The following is a 17,341-nucleotide window of genomic DNA, read 5'->3' as shown; positions in this document are numbered from 1 at the left end:
AGGCGGTTCCCCATGTCCCTGTTCGACCTCTCCCCCGACAAGCTGCGCGCGTACCGCAGTGCGTCCGCGGAGCCCGAGGACTTCGACGCGTTCTGGTCCGGCACGCTCGACGAGGCGCGCCGGCACGACCTGGACGCGCGGTTCGAGCCGGTCGACACGGGACTGACGACCGTGGAGGTCCTCGACGTGACGTTCGCCGGGTTCGGCGGCCACCCGGTGAAGGGCTGGCTGACCCTGCCCGCCGGCGCCGACGCGCCGCTGCCGCTGGTCGTGGAGTTCGTCGGGTACGGCGGCGGCCGCGGGCTGCCGCACGAGCACCTGCTGTGGGCGTCCACGGGCCGGGCGCACTTCGTGATGGACACCCGCGGCCAGGGCAGCGCGTGGGGCGGGGGCGGCGGCACGGCGGACCCGGTGGGCGCCGGCCCGGCGTTCCCCGGCTTCATGACGCGCGGCATCGACGCGCCCGAGAACTACTACTACCGGCGGGTGTTCACGGACGCGGTGCGCGCGGTGGAGGCGGCGCGGTCGCACCCGCTCACCGACGCCGGCCGCACCGTGGCGGTGGGCGCGAGCCAGGGCGGCGGCATCACGCTCGCCGTGGGCGGTCTGGTGCCGGACCTGGCGGGCGTCGCGCCGGACGTGCCGTTCCTGTGCGACTTCCCGCGCGCCACGACGCTCACCGACCGCAACCCGTACCGGGAGATCGGCAACTACCTCAAGACCCACCGCGGCCGGGCGGCGGACGTCCGGCGCACGCTGTCCTACTTCGACGGCGTGCACTTCGCCGCCCGCGGCACCGCGCCCGCCCTGTTCTCGGCGGCGCTGGAGGACCAGACCTGCCCGCCCTCCACGGTGTTCGCCGCCTTCAACGCGTGGGCGCACGAGGACAAGGCGATCGAGGTGTACGACTTCAACGACCACGAAGGCGGCGGCCCTTACCAGGAGGCGGTGAAACTGCGCTGGATGCGGGACCGCGCCTGACGCACCGCACGGTCCCCGCCGGACTGCCGGACCTGGGGAGACACGCCGGAGGCTCCGGCGGGCCGGTCAGCCCTCTCCCCGCTCGGCCACGATCAGCCGCACCCGAGGGCTCCCGTCCCGTCGGCGGCCGAACTCGGGGAGGGCGAGGAACTCCACGCGGAACCCGGCGCGCTCCAGCTCGCGCCACAGGCCGCCGAAGCGCACGGCGCGGTAGTACATGACGAACGGCGGACGCCAGACGGCGTTGCGCACCCGCATGACGGTGTCGAACCCGAGCAGCATCGCGTGGGCGAGGGAGCCGGGCCGGGGCGGTGCGACGACCGGGAGGACGAACCGGCCGCCGGGCCGGAGCACCTTGTGCACCTGCGCGAACAGGCCCGGCAGTTCGCGCGGCAGGAAGTGGCCGAGCGCCCCGAAGCTGACCACGAGGTCGAACTCCGGCCCGAACGGCAGGGCCCGCGCGTCCGCCCGCACCCAGGAGACGCCGGGCCCCTCGGGCCGCGTGCGCGAGCGGGCGACCTCCAGCATCCCGGCGCTGAAGTCCACGCCGGTGACGCCGTCCCGGCACACCTGCCGCAGCACGTCCACGCCCGCGCCGGTGCCGCAGCACAGGTCGAGCCCGGCGCCGTAGGGGCCGGACTCCAGCAGTGCGGCGGCCGTGGCGTCCAGCACGGAGTCGGGGGTGCGGAAGGGGGTGTGGTCGAACTTCGGGGCGAGGAGGTCGTAGCCGCGCTCCACGGACGACAGTGCCTGGACGGCGAGTTCGCTCAGTCGGGGGCCTTCGGGGCTGAACATCCGCCCAGCCTAGAGCCGGTCCGCCGGGGCCGTCCCGGAGTCGCGCCGGGACGGCCCCGTACGGGAGGCGCGCCCCGGGCCGCGCCTCGGGGTCCGCGCACCGCCGACGGACCGCCGCAAGCCGGGCAGGGCATCCGGGTACTCGCGAGCGGCTCGCGGCCGGGGCAGCACGGTGTTCGGGACACCCCTTCCTACGTTTGCGGTATGACTATCGGATTTGCTTCGCGGGCTGCCGTGTCGGGGTGCGCGCTCTGCGCTGCGGGTCTGCTCGCGCTCGCGCCCGCCGCGGCGACCACCGGTCCCCGCGTCGATCCCGGACCGCGGACGACGGACGCCCCCGCGTCCCTGTTGTACCGGCCCGGCACGCACGTCCGTCCGCGTGCGGGGGCGCCCGAGGTCCCGGACCTGTCCGCCCGCTCCTGGCTGGTCGCAGACGCGGACACCGGCGAGGTGCTCGCGGCGCACGACGCGCACCGCAGACTGCCGCCCGCCAGCACCCTCAAGACGCTGTTCGCGCTGACCGTGATGCCGGTCCTGCCGTCCGGCATCCGGCACCGCGTCCGCCCGGAGGAACTGGAGGGCATCGGCCCGGGGAGCAGTCTCGTCGGGGTCGCCGAGAACCGGACGTACCGCGTCTCCGACCTGTGGAACGGCGTCTTCCTCAACTCCGGCAACGACGCCGTGCGCGTGCTGGCGGCCCTCAGCGGCGGCTGGCGGGCCACGGCCGAACGGATGGAGGAGAAGGCGTGGGCCCTGGGCGCCCGCGACACCCGGGTGAAGTCGCCCGACGGGTACGACGTGCCGGGCCAGGTGTCGTCGGCGTTCGACCTGGCCGTGTTCGGCCGTGCGGGGCTGCGCAGCCCCGAGTTCGCGGAGTACTGCGCGCGGGCGGAGGCGACCTTCCCGGCCCGCGACGGCGGCAGCTATCCGATCGCCAACACCAACCGGCTGCTCACCGGGGCGGACGGGGTCGCCCCGTACCGGGGGCTGATCGGGGTGAAGAACGGCTACACCAGCCACGCGGGGAACACCCTGGTCGCGGCCGCACGGCGCGACGGGCGGACCCTGGTGGCGACGGTGATGAGCCCTCGCCCGGACGACGGGCACGCGGTGTACGAGGAGGCCCGCTCGCTCCTCGACTGGGGCTTCGAGGCGGCGGGGAGGGTGCGTCCGGTGGGCTCCTTGGACGCCCTGCGGAGCGGCCCGCCCGGCGGCCCGGAGGCGGACTCCGTGGCCGTGTCCACGTCCCGCCGGGACGACACCGACGACCGCCCGGTGTGGTGGACGGTCACCGGGGCCGGGCTGCTGGGCGGAGCGGGCGTGGCGGTGTACCTGCGGCTGAGGTGGGGGCCGGTGCCGAGGGGCTGAGCGCCGGCGAGCGGCCGCCCCGTCCCGCACGCCTGAGGTTCCAAGGGTCCCGTGCCACAGGCCTGACCGCCGGGGGCGGCCGTCCCGTCCCGCACGCCTCGGGCGTGCAAGGGGCGGCGCCGTGGACCCGCCCACCGACGGGCAGCCACCCGGTTCCGCACGCCTCACGCGTGGAACGGCCCGGTGCCGGGGGCCGGCCTGCCGGGTCACACCTCGTTCAGACGCACACGGGTTCCGCCGTCGCGTCCAGCGCGCTCACCGGACGGATGCCTCCGACCGGGCGGCCTCCGCCGAGTACCGTCTCGCCCGCGAACGCGGTGAGCCGGGCGGGGTCCACGCCCGCACGGGCCAGGGCCGCCGCGGTGACCGGGACGCGGGCCCGGCCGGCGCCGTCGGCGATCTTCACCGCGACGGCCCGTCCGTCGGGCAGCGCGGCCACCTGGACACCCTCGAAGCCGTCCTTGGCGAGCAGTCCGGGCACCGCGCGCATCAGCGCGGCCACGTCCCGGCCGGTGCCGGACGCCATTTCGGCGTGCGTGCGCATCGCGTCGGCGACCCGGCCCTCGGGTGTGCCGGGCAGGGCGCCGGCGACACGGGCCGCGGCGCGGGCGAGGCCCTCCAGGGACACCGCGAACAGGGGCGCGCCGCAGCCGTCGACGGTGACCGTGGCGACGCGCCGCCCGGTGAGGTCCTCGACGGCCTCGGCGACGGCCTGCTGGAGAGGATGGGCCGGGTCGAGGTAGTCGTCGAGGGACCAGCCGTTCAGCTTCGCCGTGTACAGCATGGCGGCGTGCTTGCCGGAGCAGTTCTGGGCGAGCCGGGAGGGGCCGCGGCCCGCGCGCACCCAGGTGTCCCGGACGGCGGGGTCGAAGGGCAGGTCGGGGACGTTGCGCAGGTGGTCCTCGGTGAGTCCGGCGTGTTCGAGGATGCGCCGGGCGCCGTCGAGGTGGCGTTCCTCGCCGGAGTGGCTGGCCGCCGCCAGGGACAGCAGTCCGCCGTCGAGCGGGAGGCCGGCGCGGACCATGGCCACCGCCTGGACGGGCTTGAGCGCGGAGCGCGGGTAGAAGGCCGCCTCGGGGTCGCCGAGACGGAATGCGACGCGGCCGTCGGTGTCGAGGACGACGACGGAGCCGTAGTGGACCCCTTCGACGACTCCGCCGCGTATCAGGTGGGCGACGGGGGCGTGGCGGGGTGCGCGGACCGGGGGTGCGTCCGCGGGGAGACTGCTGTGCATCACACTGCCTGCGGGTTGTCGGGGCGGGCCGGCGCGGGGGTGGTGCGCGGGCCCGGTGTGCGCGCGGAGCGCACGATGTCGGTGAGGGTGGTCTCGACACGGTCGAGGTGGTGGGTCATGGCCCGGACGGCGTCCTGTTCGGAGCCGCGGGCCAGGGCTTCGACGACGGCCCGGTGCTCACGGTCGGAGTGGGCGCGGCGGCCGCCGAGCTCGTTGAGGAAGGCGGACTGGCGGGCCAGGGCGTCCCGGATCTCCTCGATGACCCGCCGGAACACCGGGTTCTGGGCGGCCTCGGCCACGGTGAGGTGGAAGAGGGTGTCCATGGCCGCCCAGGCGCTGGGGTCGGTCTCCCGCTCCATCCGCTCCAGCAGGCTCCGCAGCCGGTCGAGGTCCTCGGGGCCGCGGCGGCGGGCCGCGTAGCCGGCGACCGGGATCTCCACGTGCCGGCGCACCTCCATGAGGTGTCCGGCCGTGTAGTCGCCGAAGGTGGGGTCCTGCACGGCGTCGGCGACCACGAAGGTGCCCCTGCCGGTGCGGGACACGGTCAGGCCCATGGTCTGCAGCGCCCGCAGCGCCTCGCGCAGCACCGGGCGGGACACCTGGAGGCCGCGGCACAGCTCGGCCTCGGAGGGGAGCTTGTCGCCGATGGCGTATTCGCCGCGCTCGATGGCGTCGCGGAGGTGGGCGAGCACCGCCTCCGTCGCGCTGACGCGCCGTGGTGCCGCACCACCTGTCTGGCTGTCTGACAGGTTCACGGGACGATCGTGCGGGCCGGCCGCACGCACTGTCAAGCGAGGGCGGTGCCGGGGTGGTGCCGGCCACACCCCCGCCCTGGGGGTGACACCCCTCTTTCCCAGGGGGCGACCGTCCTTCCGCATGCGGGTGCCAGCGCCCTTCTTCGTACCGTGGACCACACCCATACTCCAACGCATGGCCCATTCGACGGTACTGACCGGCAACCATTCCCCGGGTGAGGGAGAACAGCGGACGGAACACCAGGGGAACGGACGGAAAAGGGAGCGGGAGAAAAGCCCCGGGAGAGGGAGTGATTTCTCCGAGCTGTCCCGGCGCATGGCGGAGGCGGGACTGCTCCGCCGCCGTCCGCTGTATTACACGGTGCGTTTCACCGCCGTCGGTCTGGCGCTCGCCGGAAGTGTCGCCGCGTTCCTGGTCCTGGGCGACAGCTGGGGGCAGCTGTGCGTCGCCGCCGTGCTGGCGGTGGTGTTCGGGCAGCTCGGGCTGGCCGCGCACGACCTGGCGCACCGCCAGGTGTTCTCCCGCCGGCGCCCCAGCGAGATCGGCGGCCTGGTGGCGGCCGACGTGCTGCTCGGCATGAGCTACGGCTGGTGGATGAACAAGCACACGCGCCACCACGCGCATCCCAATCACGAGAACAAGGACCCGGACGTCGCGCCCGACATCATCGTGTGGTCACGCCGTCAGGCTCGGCAGGCCAAGGGTCCGGCCCGGTTCATCGGGAAACACCAGGCGGTCCTCTTCTTCCCGCTGCTGACCCTCGAGGGCCTGAATCTGAGTTTCAGCAGTTTCAAGGCACTGCGGAGTCCGTCGATGAAACGGCCCGTGCTGGAGGGCACGCTGCTGGTCGCGCATTTCGCCGTGTATTTCGGCGGTCTGTTCACGGTTCTCTCCCCCGGCAAGGCGCTCGCGTTCGTCGCCGTCCACCAGGGGCTGTTCGGCCTCTACCTCGGTTCCGTGTTCGCGCCGAACCACAAGGGCATGCCGATGATCGAGGAGGGGACCGAGCCGGACTTCCTGCGCCGCCAGGTGCTGACCTCCCGCAACGTCGACGGCGGTGCGCTGACCGACGTGTTCATGGGCGGCCTCAACTACCAGATCGAGCACCACCTCTTCCCCAGCATGCCGACACCGGCGCTCGCGAGGGCTCAGGTCATCACCGAGCGGTACTGCGCCGAGCTGGGCATCCCGTACTGCCGGTCGGGCCTGCTGGACTCGCACCGCACGGCGCTGCGCCATCTGCGACAGGTGGGCGAGCCCCTGCGCACGGCCGGTCGCTGACCGCCACGGCACCCGCGCCTTCGGGTCCTACGTCCACATCGCCCCGGCCAGCGTCGCCCCCGCGAAGGCGGCGCCCAGGCCGGCCGCCGTACTCACCGCGACGTTGGCCACCGCGTGACCGCGGGCGCCGTTCTCCAGCAGACGGAGCGTCTCGTGGGAGAAGGTCGAATAGGTCGTGAGGGCGCCGCACAGGCCGGTCCCGAGCAGCAGCTGCGCGCCGGGGCCCGCGGCTCCCGCGGCCGCCGCCCCGGCGAGCAGGCCGAGGATCAGGCTGCCGGCGACGTTGACGGTGAACGTCCCCCACGGGAACGCCGAGCCGTGCCGGGACTGCACCGCCCGGTCGGTGAGACAGCGCAGGGACGCCCCGGCCATCCCGCCGAGCAGCACGTACAGCCAGTTCACCGGGCGCCTCCGCCCGCCGGCCGCTCCAGCAGGGCGCGGCGGGTGGCCGCGGTGGCCGCCCACACGGCGGCGAGGGCCGTCAGCGGGGTGACGGCGAGGTGGAGCAAGGCGGCCGTGGGGCGGCCGTCCTCGAACAGCCCGCGGATGTCCACCGCGTAGGCGGAGAAGGTGGTGAAGCCGCCGAGGACGCCGGTGCCGAGGAACGGACGGACCAGGGGGTGGGCGGTGCGCCACTCGGTGGCGGCCACCATGAGGACGCCCATCAGGGCGCAGCCGACAGCGTTCACCCACAGGATCGTCCAGGGGAATCCGCCCGCGGGGGTGGGCCACCACAGGGTGGCCGCGTACCGGGCCGTCGCTCCCGCTCCCCCGCCCACCGCGACCGTCGCGACGACGGGCGCCTGGGCGCGGAGCACGGAGCGGGGCCGGGCTCTCTCGGGGTCCGGGGCTGTCACCGTCGTACGTCTCCCACTCGCTCGCGAGGTCAGCGTAACGGCCGGACGTCCTCCGTCCCCCGCCGGGCCCGGCCCGCCTACCAGCCCTTCTCGAACAGCCGCGTCACCTCGGCGAGGCGGATCTCGTCACGGCGGTAGCGGGGGCCGCCGTCGTCGCCGGCGGGGCGGAGCAGGCCGAGGGAGGCGAGCAGCCGGAGGTGGGTGAGGGCCGCGGGGCGGGACACGCCCAGGCGAGCGGCGACGTCGTCCGCGGTGAGGCCGCGTCCGGCGGTGCCGGGTTCTCCCAGCCACGCGAGGATGCGCAGTCGTGTCCCGTCGGCGGGAGTCCTCAGCATGTCGTCCACCTCCCCGCCGGGCTTCCTCGTCTCCGGCGCCCTCCCACTGTGCCCCGCCCGGGGCCCGCGTGTCCCGCGCTGCGCGTACCTTGTCTCGACCCAACACCCGTACCGCGCACAGGGGTTGAACGTCAAAGCGGCGGCCGGGCGCCGTACCCCCGGTCACCGCGCGGACGCCCCTCGCCCCGGAGCACGCCGCCGTCGACCGCGTTGACGCCGCGGCCGGCGGCTTCGACGCCGGCCCTGCGGCCGGCACAGTGACCCCCGCCCCGACCACCGTCCGGCAGCCCGGGTGATCCTGTCCGCGGAGCCGGCGAAGCGGGCGTCGGCCTGACACCGCCGCCCGTTCATTGAAATTCGAACAAATGTTACCGTTCCTGTATGGCAGGGACGACCGACGAGGTACGGCTCGAGGAACGGTGGCGTGACATCCTCGCCGTGCACGCGCGCACCCTGGGTGAGATAGACCGCGCGCTGCATCCCTACGGTCTCGGCGCCTCCGACTTCGAGGTGCTCGACCTCCTCGCGTCCACCGCTTCCCCGCGCGGTGAGCAGTGCCGGGTGCAGAACCTGGTCGGCCGGGTGCATCTGAGCCAGAGCGCCCTGTCACGGCTGATCGCCCGCCTCGAACGGCACGGCCTGGTCGAGCGGAGCACCTGCCCGACGGACCGGCGCGGTGTCTATGTACAGCTGACCGCGCGCGGCCGCGAGCTGCACGCCGAGACGCTCCCGGTGCAGCGCGCCGCCCTGGCCCGCGCGCTCGGGGACTGAACCCGGCGGACGCATCGACCTCGAGGGTGCTCGAGGGGGCAGGCTGCCGCCGCGGACACCGACGAGAGGCTACGACGGGTGCGGGCCCCGGCCGACCGCGCCGGGTCACCGGCGGGTCTCCGCCGCGGGGGCCCGCGGGCGGTGTGGACCTGGGGCGCCCCTGCGCGCTCACCGGACGACGGGGCCCCGGTCTCACCCGCGGTCCGCGCGGGGTCCGGCCCCGGCCGGCCCGAGCAGGCCGGGGCTGCCGTACCGCGCCCGCTACGGGCGGGCCAGCAGGGTGCGGACGCCCTCGGAGGTGAGGGTGAGGCGGTGGTCGGAGCTGCCGTCGATGGTGAGGGACAGGTCGTCGGCCGGCCACTGCGCGGCGAGCGCGCCGAGCGGGACCAGACGGTAGCGGGACACGAACGGGAGCAGCCCGGCCATCTCCAGTTCGGAGGTGAACACGGGCACCACCTGCGTGCCGCCCGGCTGCTCCAGCACGGGCAGCGCGACGGCGCCGGGGTCGGCGGCCTCCTCGTCGCCCGTGTCGTCGGGGACCGGGATCAGCACGTCGCTGTTGGCCAGGGCGTCCAGCGCGGCCGTGTCCTCGGTGTTCTCCGACAGTGCGTCCAGGGCCCGCTGCGCGGGCGTGGGGGCGTTGTTCTCGTGCGCGGGTGTTTCCATGACGAATTCCCTGGTAGCGGCGGTTGTCGGCCCGCCCGGGACACACTTCGGCTCCGGGCACAGTGAGGGACGCGTACCCGTTCGCATGTCGCGCAACCCTGCGGTCGACGACCGTCCCGGGCGGCCCCGCACGGCTCCGCCGTTCCTCCGGGACAGCCCCCCTCCGACCCCTCCGAGCGGCATGGCTATCATATGAGCACCCTCTAGCTCGAAAGATGATGCTGTGACTGTCAACGAAGACTCGTTCACCAACTGGAAGCACCGCGAGGAGATCGCGGAGTCGATGATCCCGATCATCGGGAGGCTGCACCGGGAGCGGGACGTCACCGTCCTGCTGCACAGCCGCTCCCTGGTGAACAAGTCGGTGGTCAGCATCCTCAAGACGCACCGCTTCGCCCGGCAGATCGCCGGCGAGGAGCTCTCCGTCACCGAGACCCTGCCGTTCCTCCAGGCGCTCACCGCGCTGGACCTCGGACCGTCCCAGATCGACATCGGCCTGCTGGCGGAGGCCTACCGCGCGGACGACCAGGGCAAGTCCGTCGCCGAGTTCACCGCCGAGGCCGTCGCCGGCGCGACCGGCGCGAACAAGATCGACCGCCGTGAGCCGCGCGACGTCGTCCTCTACGGCTTCGGCCGCATCGGCCGGCTCCTCGCCCGCCTGCTGATCGAGAAGGCCGGCTCCGGCAACGGCCTGCGGCTGCGCGCGATCGTCGTCCGCCGGGGCGGCGAGCAGGACATCGTCAAGCGCGCCTCGCTGCTGCGCCGCGACTCCGTGCACGGCCAGTTCCAGGGCACGATCACCGTCGACGAGGCGAACAGCACGATCGTCGCCAACGGCAACGCGATCAAGGTGATCTACGCGAACGACCCGGCCGAGCTCGACTACACCGCGTACGGCGTCAGGAACGCCATCCTGATCGACAACACCGGCAAGTGGCGCGACCGGGAGGGCCTGTCGCAGCACCTGCGGCCCGGTGTCGACAAGGTGGTGCTGACCGCGCCCGGCAAGGGCGACGTGCCGAACATCGTGCACGGCGTCAACCACGACACCCTCAAGCCGGACGAGCGGATCCTGTCCTGCGCGTCCTGCACCACCAACGCGATCGTGCCGCCGTTGAAGGCGATGGCGGACGAGTACGGAGTGCTCCGCGGCCACGTGGAGACCGTCCACTCGTTCACCAACGACCAGAACCTGCTGGACAACTACCACAAGTCCGAGCGCCGCGGCCGGTCCGCGCCGCTCAACATGGTGATCACCGAGACCGGTGCCGCGTCGGCCGTCGCCAAGGCGCTGCCCGACCTGAAGGCCCCCATCACCGGCAGCTCCATCCGCGTGCCGGTGCCGGACGTGTCGATCGCCATCCTCAACCTCCAGCTGGGCCGCGCGGCCGACCGCGAGGAGGTCCTCGACTACCTGCGCAACGTGTCGCTGACCTCCCCGCTGAAGCGCCAGATCGACTTCATCAGCGCGCCGGACGCGGTCTCCAGCGACTTCGTCGGCTCGCGGCACGCCTCGATCGTCGACGCCGGCGCCCTGAAGGTCGACGGCGACAACGCGATCCTCTACCTCTGGTACGACAACGAGTTCGGCTACTCCTGCCAGGTCGTCCGCGTCGTCCAGTACGTGTCCGGCGTGGAGTACCCGACGTACCCGGCCCCCGCGGCCTGAGTCACGCGCGACGGCGGGGCGGGGCCGGCGAGTCGTCCGGCCCCGCCCCGGTCCGCCCGGCCGCCCGGCGGTGAGGGCCAGATCCGCGACGATCACCCCGCCGCGCTCCCCCGAGGCCGGAGCGCGGCCCCGACGGCGTGGACGCGCGGGTGTTCCGCATCCTGGACCACACTCGTGCGGACGTCGGAGGGCGCTCCGGCGTTTCGGGCGGCACCCGGCCACGTCGGAGCGCGGCCGCCGGGGCGGTGTCCGCGGCGGGTGACCCGCACCGCCCCGGCGTCCGCGGCCGGTCAGGTGCGGGACAGCAGGGCGGTGATCGCGTCCCGCAGGGTGCGGGCCGGGTCCGCGGCCCGCCCCTCGTGGCGCCAGGCGACGAAGCCGTCGGGCCGCACCAGCACCGCGCCGTCCGGCGTGACACCGTGGGCCCCGGCCCAGTCGGCGCCCGGCTCGGGCACCAGGTCGGCGCCCTCACCGACGCCGTACGCGTCCAGCGGCACCGGGAGCGCGGCCGCCACCTCGGCCGCGGCGGCGAGCCACGGGCTGTGCGGGGACGCGAGCAGCACGAGCGAGCGCTCGTAGAGGTCGAGCGTGGAGACGCGGGCGCCGGAGCGGTCCAGCCACAGGTGCGGTGCGCGGCTGCCGGGCTCGCCGGTCAGCGCGAGGGTCTCGGGCACCACCGGGGCCGCCGGGTCGGCGCCCAGCACCGCGCCGCTCGGGTAGCGGTAGCCGAGGGCCACGTTGAGGATGCCGCCCTTGCGCTTGACGAGCGCCGCGGCGTCGCCGTCGGGCGTGTAGCCGGGGTGGCTGTGCTCCGCCGAGCGGGACGAGGCGCGGGCGCTGGTCGCCTCGGCGACGGGCCGGCGCTCACGGTCGTAGGTGGCGAGCAGTCCGGGCCCGGCCCACCCGCCCAGTACGGCGGCCAGCTTCCAGGCGAGGTTGTGCGCGTCCTGGATGCCGGTGTTGGAGCCGAACGCCCCGGTGGGCGACATCTCGTGCGCCGAGTCGCCGGCCAGGAACACCCGCCCGTCCGCGTACCGTTCGGCGACCCGCTCCGCGGCGTGCCAGGCGGCCCGGCCGGTGATGGCCACGTCCAGGTCGGGCACGCCCACCGCCCGCCGGATGTGCGCGGCGCACCGCTCGTCGGTGAAATCCTCGAGGGTCTCACCGTGTTCGGGGTGCCAGGGGGCGTGGAACACCCAGTGCTCGCGGTTGTCCACCGGCAGCAGCGCCCCGTCGGCCTCCGGGTTGGTCAGGTAGCAGACGATGAACCGCCGGTCCCCGACGACGCCGGCGAGGTCACGGGAGGTGAAGGTGAGACTCACGTTGTGGAACAGGTCGCCCGGGCCGTTCCGCCCGATGCCCAGCGCCTCGCGGACGGGGCTGCGCGGGCCGTCGGCGGCGACGAGGTAGTCCGCCCGGATCCTGGTGTGCTCGCCGGTCTCCCGGCTCTTGACCAGCACCGTCACACCCTCGGCGTCCTGGTCGAAGGAGAGCATCTCCGTCCCGAAGCGCAGGTCCCCGCCGAGCTCCCGGGCTCCCTCGAGGAGCACCGGTTCCAGGTCGTTCTGGCTGCACAGGCACCACCCGCTGGGGCTGAAGCGGGCGAGCCCGCCCCCGGGGTCGATCTCCTGGAGCAGCCACTCGCCCTCGTCACCCGCCAGGCTCGGGGTCTGCCAGATGCCGTGGTTCTCCGCCAGGACCGACGCGGCCCGGCGGATGCCCTGCTCGACCCCGGCCGCCCGGAACAGCTCCATGGTCCGTACGTTGTTCCCCCGCCCGCGCGGGTGGATCGACGTGTCCGCGTGACGTTCGACGAGCGTGTGCGGCACGCCGAGGCGTCCCAGGAACAGGGACATCGACAGGCCCACCAGGGAACCACCGACGATGAGGACCGGCGTGCGGTGGTCCGCCCGGCCGGTCGTGTCCGATCGATTCATTGAAACGCCTCCAGCGTCGCCCTCGACGGGCTGTGGGATGGGACGCACCTTTCATGCCCGGTGCGGGACGGTTCGCGTCCCGGCGGCACCCGGATGGCACGCGGTTCACCCACCTGCCCCGTGTCGCTCGCGCGCACCGGAAAGTCGCGTCAACGATCAACGCATGACGATCCCGGCCCTCCAGCGGGCACGGTGGTCGTTCCCGACCTTCCGACGAAGAGGAGAGGTGCGCCGGATGACCATGTCGGCACGCGTGTCGCAGTCGGCGTTCGACGGCTCGAGGCTGCGGGTGATCCTGTTGCTCGACCTGTACGAGGGGGCCCAGGAGCAGTTCCTCGACGCGTACGAGCACATGCGCAACAAGGTCGCGTCCGTCCCCGGTCACATCAGTGACCAACTGTGCCAGTCGATCGAGAACCCCTCGCAGTGGCTCATCACCAGCGAGTGGGAGAGCGCCCTGCCGTTCCTCAAGTGGGTGAACAGCGAGGAGCACATCGCGATCGTCCGGCCGATGCACAGCTGTGTCCGGGACACCCGGTCGATGCGCTACAGCGTCCTCCGCGAGACCCACCCGGAACAGCCGCTCACCGCCGAGGCCGCACAGGCGAGCCTGCAGAAGGCAGCTCGCGTGGGCACCGGGATCACCCGCCACGCCCTCACCTTCACCGTGAAGCCGGGATCCGAGTCCAAGGTCGTGGACATCCTGGCCAATTACGACGCGCCCGAGACGCGCATCAACGGCATCACGCGCCTGCACCGCACCTCCCTCTTCATGCACGGCAACCGCGTCGTGCGGGCCGTGGAGGTGGAGGGCGACCTGCTGGCCACCCTGTGCCACGTGGCCAGCCAGCCCGAGGTCCAGGCGGTGGAGGAGGCCATCAACCCCCATCTGGAGCAGGACCGGGACCTGACCGACTCCGACTCCGCGCGGATCTTCTTCACCCGGGCGGCGCTCCCGGCCATGCAGCACGTGACGGCCGGCCGCCCGGAACCCGCCGGCCTGCAACGGCACATGCTGTACTACCCGGCCGTGACGGACCGCGGCCTGGAGCTGGCCCGGTTCCTCGCCCACCAGGACGAGGCCGCGGCGAGCGACCCGGACAGCCCGGTGTACGCGAGCACCGTCTTCCAGCGCGACGACGTCGTGGTCCGCATGATCGACTTCACCGGCGAGCTCGATCTCGACCCCGCCGCCGCCCTCGGCGTCAAGGGCCCGGGCAAGGCTGCCGAGCTGGAGCGTCTCCTGGACGGCGCCGCGATCGGCGTCGAGGGCTCCCTGGACTCGGAGCGCACCCTGCACCGGCTCCTGGCGCACGCCGACATGCTGCCCGTCACCGACCGCATCTCCGCGGATTCCTGACGACCCACCGCGGTGACGTCCGCGGCCGCGGACGTCCGGACGTCACCGGAACACCCGGAGGTAACAACCATGTCCAAGCAGCATCCACGCATCGTGGACCTGAGCGAGACGGAACCCAACCGCCGGCGCGGGGGTGACCTGAGGACCCTGCTCACCCCGGCCACCGTGGGCTCCACGAGCGGCTTCATGGGGCTGGCCGTCATCAAGCCCGGCGAGCGGATCGCCGAGCACTACCACCCCTACTCCGAGGAGTTCGTGTACGTCGTCACCGGCTCGCTCGAGGTGGACCTGGACGGCGAGCCGTTCGCGCTCCGCGCCGAGCAGGGGCTGATGATCCCGATCGACATGCGGCACCGGTTCCGCAACGTCGGCGACGAGGAGGCCCGCATGGTGTTCCACCTGGGTCCCCTCGCACCCCACCCGAGCCTCGGGCACGTCGACACGGAGGAGACCGAAGGCGCGCTGTCCGGGCCGCAGTTGACGGTGGGCGGGCCGGAGGCGGGCCGTCCGGCCGAGCCGAGCGAGGCCATAAAGTGACCCGGCGAGTGGCCGTCACCGGCATCGGTGTGGTCGCTCCCGGCGGCATCGGAACGACGGCGTTCTGGGACCTGCTGGCGGCCGGCCGCACCGCGACCCGCGGCATCACCCTGTTCGACCCGGCGGGTCTGCGCTCGCGCATCGCCGCCGAGTGCGACTTCGACCCGTTCGAGCACGGCCTGGACGCGGACCTGTGCCAGCACTCCGACCGCTACATCCAGTTCGCCGTGGTCGCGGCCCGGGAGGCGGTCCGGCAGTCCGGGCTGGACACCGGGGCCACGGACCCGTGGCGCACCGCGGTGTCGCTGGGCAGCGCGGTCGGCGGCACCACCCGGCTGGAACACGACTACGTGCTGGTCAGCGAGAGCGGCCGGCGCTGGGACGTGGACCACACCAAGGCGGAGCCGAAGCTGCACCGGGCGTTCTCGCCGAGCACCCTCGCCTCCACGGTGGCCGAGCAGTTCGGCGCCCGGGGCCCGGTGCAGACGGTCTCCACCGGCTGCACCTCCGGACTCGACGCGGTCGGCTACGCCTTCCACACCGTCGCCGAGGGGCGGGCCGACGTCTGCATCGCGGGGGCGTCGGACTCGCCGATCTCCCCGATCACGATGGCCTGCTTCGACGCCATCAAGGCGACGTCGCCCAACAACGACGACGCCGAGCACGCGTCGCGGCCGTTCGACGCCCGCCGCGACGGGTTCGTGATGGGCGAGGGCGCGGCGGTGCTGGTGCTGGAGGAGTACGAGCACGCGCGGGCCCGCGGCGCGGACATCCTCTGCGAGATCAGCGGCTACGCCACCTACGGCAACGCCTACCACATGACCGGCCTGACCAGTGAGGGCCTGGAGATGGCCCGCGCCATCGACAGCACCCTCGACCAGGCCCGTATCGATCCCACCCGGATCGACTACGTCAACGCGCACGGTTCCGGCACCCGGCAGAACGACCGGCACGAGACGGCCGCGGTGAAGCGGTCGCTGGGCGCGCACGCGTACGAGACGCCCATGAGCTCCATCAAGTCGATGGTGGGGCACTCGCTCGGCGCGATCGGCGCGATCGAGGTGGTCGCCTGCGTGCTCGCGCTGCAGCACCAGGCCGTGCCGCCGACGGCGAACTACGAGACCCCCGACCCGGAGTGCGACCTGGACTACGTGCCGCGCACCGCCCGCCCGCGGAAGCTGGAGCACGTGCTCTCCGTCGGCAGCGGGTTCGGCGGTTTCCAGTCCGCGGTGCTGCTGTCCGGGACGGGCGGGAGGAAACGATGAGCAAGCGGCGTTCCGGGCGTGCGGCCGTCACCGGCATCGGTGTGGTCGCGCCCAACGGACTGCGGACCGACGCGTACTGGAAGTCGGTGCGCGAAGGCCTCGGCGTACTGGACCTGATCACCCGCGAGGGCTGCGAGCACCTGCCGCTGCGGGTGGCGGGCGAGGTGCGGTCCTTCGACCCGGCGGCCCTCATCGAGGACCGCTTCCTGGTGCAGACCGACCGGTTCAGTCATTTCGCGATGGCCGCGGCGGCGCTCGCCCTCGACGACGCGGGCCTGGGCGGCGAGCCCTCCGACCCGTACTCGGTCGGCGTGGTCACCGCGGCCGGCTCCGGCGGCGGCGAGTTCGGCCAGCGCGAACTGCAGAAGCTGTGGGGCCAGGGCTCCAGGTTCGTCGGCCCGTACCAGTCCATCGCGTGGTTCTACGCGGCGAGCACCGGGCAGATCTCCATCCGCGGCGGCCTGAAGGGGCCGTGCGGGGTGGTGGCGAGTGACGAGGCGGGCGGTCTGGACTCCCTCGCGCACGCGGCCCGTGCGGTGCGGCGCGGCACCGACGTGATGGTGGTGGGGGCGGCGGAGGCGCCGCTGGCCCCGTACTCGATGGTGTGCCAGCTCGGCTACCCCGAGCTCAGCACCCTCGACGACCCCGGCCGCGCCTACCGCCCGTTCACCGAGAAGGCGTGCGGGTTCGTGCCCGCCGAGGGCGGTGCCCTGCTCGTCGTCGAGGACGAGGAGCGGGCCCGTGAGCGCGGGGTGCCCGTGCGGGGTGTCGTGGCCGGTCACGCGGCCACGTTCACCGGGGCGTCCCGCTGGGCGGAGTCCCGTGAGGGCCTCGCCCACGCCATCACCGGCGCCCTCGACGACGCGGGCGTCGCACCGGAGGAGATCGACGTCGTGTTCGCCGACGCCCTGGGCGTGCCCGAGGCGGACCGCGCGGAGGCGCTGGCGATCGCCGACGCCCTCGGCGCGCACGGCGCCCGGGTGCCGGTGACGGCGCCCAAGACCGGATTCGGCCGCGCCCACTGCGCCGCGCCGGTGCTGGACACGGTGGCGGCGCTGCTGGCCATGGAGCACGGTCAGGTGCCGCCCACGCCCAACGTGTTCGACATCTGCCACGACCTCGATCTGGTGACGTCGCACGCTCGCCCCGCCGAGCTGCGCACCGCCCTCGTCCTCAGCCGGGGACTGATGGGCTCCAACGCGGCGCTGGTCGTGCGCCGCGGTGACGATTCCGCCCGGTGATCCGGGCGGGGAAGGAGCGGTCACCCATGATCACCACCGAAGTGACCTTCGACGAACTGGCCGCGCTGATGAAGCAGGCGGCCGGCATCACCGTCGCCCCCGAGGAACTCGAGGACGCCGCGGAGTCCCCCTTCGACTCCTTCGGTCTCGACTCGCTCGGTCTGCTCGGCATCGTCGGCGAGCTGGAGAACCGGTACGGCGCCTCCCTGCCGCCCGACTCCGAGCGCTGCAGGACGCCCCGCGAGTTCCTGGACCTCGTCAACAGCACCCTCACGGCTGGAGCCTGAA

18 protein-coding genes are annotated in these 17,341 nt (G+C 73.6%); 10 read left to right on the top strand and 8 right to left on the bottom strand.

Translation table 11 applies throughout. The annotated features are described in order from the left end of the window. The first annotated feature begins 12 nt into the window (after positions 1 to 12). On the top strand, positions 13 to 981 hold the full coding sequence (locus tag ACIQ8B_RS27860) for an acetylxylan esterase (RefSeq protein WP_290004999.1): 969 nt from the start codon (positions 13 to 15) through the stop codon (positions 979 to 981). A 66-nt stretch (positions 982 to 1,047) separates the two neighbouring features. On the opposite strand, the gene ACIQ8B_RS27855 is transcribed toward ACIQ8B_RS27860, so the two are convergent. Continuing rightward, the gene (locus ACIQ8B_RS27855) at positions 1,048 to 1,776 is read right to left on the bottom strand and encodes a class I SAM-dependent methyltransferase (RefSeq protein WP_403550574.1); all 729 of its coding nucleotides are present in this window, start codon (positions 1,774 to 1,776) and stop codon (positions 1,048 to 1,050) included. 204 nt (positions 1,777 to 1,980) lie between these two features. Between ACIQ8B_RS27855 and ACIQ8B_RS27850 the strand changes: the two genes are divergently transcribed. After that, positions 1,981 to 3,144 carry a D-alanyl-D-alanine carboxypeptidase family protein gene (locus ACIQ8B_RS27850; RefSeq protein WP_290005002.1) on the top strand — a complete coding sequence of 388 codons (1,164 nt, stop codon included), beginning with the start codon at positions 1,981 to 1,983 and terminating at the stop codon, positions 3,142 to 3,144. Positions 3,145 to 3,361: 217 nt separating this feature from the next. Here the strand turns inward: ACIQ8B_RS27850 and ACIQ8B_RS27845 are convergent, their stop codons facing one another. Both ACIQ8B_RS27845 and ACIQ8B_RS27840 read right to left on the bottom strand, forming a co-directional pair. Next, positions 3,362 to 4,378, bottom strand: coding sequence for an asparaginase (locus tag ACIQ8B_RS27845; protein WP_403550572.1), 1,017 nt, complete (start codon positions 4,376 to 4,378; stop codon positions 3,362 to 3,364). Beyond that, on the bottom strand, positions 4,378 to 5,133 hold the full coding sequence (locus tag ACIQ8B_RS27840; RefSeq protein WP_403550570.1) for a FadR/GntR family transcriptional regulator: 756 nt from the start codon (positions 5,131 to 5,133) through the stop codon (positions 4,378 to 4,380). Before ACIQ8B_RS27840 ends, ACIQ8B_RS27845 begins: the two co-directional genes overlap by 1 nt. 316 nt (positions 5,134 to 5,449) lie before the next feature. Here ACIQ8B_RS27840 and ACIQ8B_RS27835 point away from each other — a divergent pair, with 316 nt between their 5' ends. Beyond that, a complete protein-coding gene (locus ACIQ8B_RS27835) occupies positions 5,450 to 6,415 on the top strand; it encodes a fatty acid desaturase family protein (protein ID WP_403550568.1) in 966 nt (321 codons plus the stop codon). A 27-nt stretch (positions 6,416 to 6,442) separates the two neighbouring features. On the opposite strand, the gene crcB is transcribed toward ACIQ8B_RS27835, so the two are convergent. The 3 genes from crcB to ACIQ8B_RS27820 all read right to left on the bottom strand — a co-directional run bounded on the left by crcB (position 6,443) and on the right by ACIQ8B_RS27820 (position 7,607). Further along, positions 6,443 to 6,817, bottom strand: coding sequence for a fluoride efflux transporter CrcB (gene crcB / locus ACIQ8B_RS27830; protein WP_106415503.1), 375 nt, complete (start codon positions 6,815 to 6,817; stop codon positions 6,443 to 6,445). Further along, positions 6,814 to 7,272 (bottom strand): fluoride efflux transporter FluC, encoded by a 459-nt coding sequence (locus tag ACIQ8B_RS27825; protein ID WP_403550566.1) that lies wholly within the window; start codon positions 7,270 to 7,272, stop codon positions 6,814 to 6,816. The genes crcB and ACIQ8B_RS27825 overlap by 4 nt, the downstream gene beginning before the upstream one ends. Before the next feature lie 77 nt (positions 7,273 to 7,349). After that, positions 7,350 to 7,607, bottom strand: coding sequence for a helix-turn-helix domain-containing protein (locus tag ACIQ8B_RS27820; protein ID WP_403550564.1), 258 nt, complete (start codon positions 7,605 to 7,607; stop codon positions 7,350 to 7,352). A 381-nt stretch (positions 7,608 to 7,988) separates the two neighbouring features. Between ACIQ8B_RS27820 and ACIQ8B_RS27815 the strand changes: the two genes are divergently transcribed. Further along, positions 7,989 to 8,378, top strand: a complete 390-nt coding sequence (locus ACIQ8B_RS27815) for a MarR family winged helix-turn-helix transcriptional regulator (RefSeq protein ID WP_290005009.1) — start codon at positions 7,989 to 7,991, stop codon at positions 8,376 to 8,378. A gap of 261 nt (positions 8,379 to 8,639) precedes the next feature. Here ACIQ8B_RS27815 and ACIQ8B_RS27810 read toward each other — a convergent pair whose 3' ends face one another. Continuing rightward, positions 8,640 to 9,044: an SseB family protein gene (locus tag ACIQ8B_RS27810; RefSeq protein ID WP_290005010.1), complete on the bottom strand. Its 405-nt coding sequence runs from the start codon at positions 9,042 to 9,044 to the stop codon at positions 8,640 to 8,642. Positions 9,045 to 9,267: 223 nt separating this feature from the next. Between ACIQ8B_RS27810 and ACIQ8B_RS27805 the strand changes: the two genes are divergently transcribed. Continuing rightward, positions 9,268 to 10,713, top strand: coding sequence for a glyceraldehyde-3-phosphate dehydrogenase (locus ACIQ8B_RS27805; RefSeq protein WP_290005013.1), 1,446 nt, complete (start codon positions 9,268 to 9,270; stop codon positions 10,711 to 10,713). A 290-nt stretch (positions 10,714 to 11,003) separates the two neighbouring features. Here the strand turns inward: ACIQ8B_RS27805 and ACIQ8B_RS27800 are convergent, their stop codons facing one another. Next, the gene (locus ACIQ8B_RS27800; protein WP_403550561.1) at positions 11,004 to 12,650 is read right to left on the bottom strand and encodes an FAD-dependent oxidoreductase; all 1,647 of its coding nucleotides are present in this window, start codon (positions 12,648 to 12,650) and stop codon (positions 11,004 to 11,006) included. Between the two features lie 235 nt (positions 12,651 to 12,885). Here ACIQ8B_RS27800 and ACIQ8B_RS27795 point away from each other — a divergent pair, with 235 nt between their 5' ends. From ACIQ8B_RS27795 to ACIQ8B_RS27775, 5 genes are all read left to right on the top strand, one after another. Further along, on the top strand, positions 12,886 to 14,010 hold the full coding sequence (locus ACIQ8B_RS27795) for a SchA/CurD-like domain-containing protein (protein WP_403550559.1): 1,125 nt from the start codon (positions 12,886 to 12,888) through the stop codon (positions 14,008 to 14,010). A 69-nt stretch (positions 14,011 to 14,079) separates the two neighbouring features. Then, positions 14,080 to 14,547, top strand: a complete 468-nt coding sequence (locus ACIQ8B_RS27790) for a cupin domain-containing protein (protein ID WP_106415494.1) — start codon at positions 14,080 to 14,082, stop codon at positions 14,545 to 14,547. Continuing rightward, positions 14,544 to 15,812 (top strand): beta-ketoacyl-[acyl-carrier-protein] synthase family protein, encoded by a 1,269-nt coding sequence (locus ACIQ8B_RS27785; protein ID WP_403550557.1) that lies wholly within the window; start codon positions 14,544 to 14,546, stop codon positions 15,810 to 15,812. The genes ACIQ8B_RS27790 and ACIQ8B_RS27785 overlap by 4 nt, the downstream gene beginning before the upstream one ends. Next, positions 15,809 to 17,053 carry a ketosynthase chain-length factor gene (locus tag ACIQ8B_RS27780; RefSeq protein ID WP_403550555.1) on the top strand — a complete coding sequence of 415 codons (1,245 nt, stop codon included), beginning with the start codon at positions 15,809 to 15,811 and terminating at the stop codon, positions 17,051 to 17,053. Before ACIQ8B_RS27785 ends, ACIQ8B_RS27780 begins: the two co-directional genes overlap by 4 nt. A gap of 26 nt (positions 17,054 to 17,079) precedes the next feature. After that, a complete protein-coding gene (locus ACIQ8B_RS27775) occupies positions 17,080 to 17,340 on the top strand; it encodes an acyl carrier protein (protein ID WP_106415491.1) in 261 nt (86 codons plus the stop codon). Position 17,341 lies beyond the last annotated feature (1 nt).

The sequence above is a fragment of the Streptomyces sp. NPDC096105 genome, from assembly GCF_044763335.1.
Lineage (GTDB): Bacteria > Actinomycetota > Actinomycetes > Streptomycetales > Streptomycetaceae > Streptomyces.
Note: the sequence above shows the minus strand (reverse complement) of the source record. Positions and strands in the feature narration are given on the sequence as shown.

Excerpts from the sequence above, each read along its gene's own strand:
- ACIQ8B_RS27780 (WP_403550555.1), top strand. The coding sequence starts at position 15,809 with ATGAGCAAGCGGCGTTCCGGGCGTGCGGCCGTCACCGGCATCGGTGTG.
- ACIQ8B_RS27835 (WP_403550568.1), top strand. The coding sequence starts at position 5,450 with ATGGCGGAGGCGGGACTGCTCCGCCGCCGTCCGCTGTATTACACGGTG.
- ACIQ8B_RS27790 (WP_106415494.1), top strand. The coding sequence starts at position 14,080 with ATGTCCAAGCAGCATCCACGCATCGTGGACCTGAGCGAGACGGAACCC.
- ACIQ8B_RS27815 (WP_290005009.1), top strand. The coding sequence starts at position 7,989 with ATGGCAGGGACGACCGACGAGGTACGGCTCGAGGAACGGTGGCGTGAC.
- ACIQ8B_RS27775 (WP_106415491.1), top strand. The coding sequence starts at position 17,080 with ATGATCACCACCGAAGTGACCTTCGACGAACTGGCCGCGCTGATGAAG.
- ACIQ8B_RS27800 (WP_403550561.1), bottom strand. The coding sequence starts at position 12,650 with ATGAATCGATCGGACACGACCGGCCGGGCGGACCACCGCACGCCGGTC.
- ACIQ8B_RS27845 (WP_403550572.1), bottom strand. The coding sequence starts at position 4,378 with ATGCACAGCAGTCTCCCCGCGGACGCACCCCCGGTCCGCGCACCCCGC.
- ACIQ8B_RS27810 (WP_290005010.1), bottom strand. The coding sequence starts at position 9,044 with ATGGAAACACCCGCGCACGAGAACAACGCCCCCACGCCCGCGCAGCGG.
- ACIQ8B_RS27855 (WP_403550574.1), bottom strand. The coding sequence starts at position 1,776 with ATGTTCAGCCCCGAAGGCCCCCGACTGAGCGAACTCGCCGTCCAGGCA.
- ACIQ8B_RS27850 (WP_290005002.1), top strand. The coding sequence starts at position 1,981 with ATGACTATCGGATTTGCTTCGCGGGCTGCCGTGTCGGGGTGCGCGCTC.
- ACIQ8B_RS27860 (WP_290004999.1), top strand. The coding sequence starts at position 13 with ATGTCCCTGTTCGACCTCTCCCCCGACAAGCTGCGCGCGTACCGCAGT.
- ACIQ8B_RS27795 (WP_403550559.1), top strand. The coding sequence starts at position 12,886 with ATGACCATGTCGGCACGCGTGTCGCAGTCGGCGTTCGACGGCTCGAGG.
- ACIQ8B_RS27820 (WP_403550564.1), bottom strand. The coding sequence starts at position 7,607 with ATGCTGAGGACTCCCGCCGACGGGACACGACTGCGCATCCTCGCGTGG.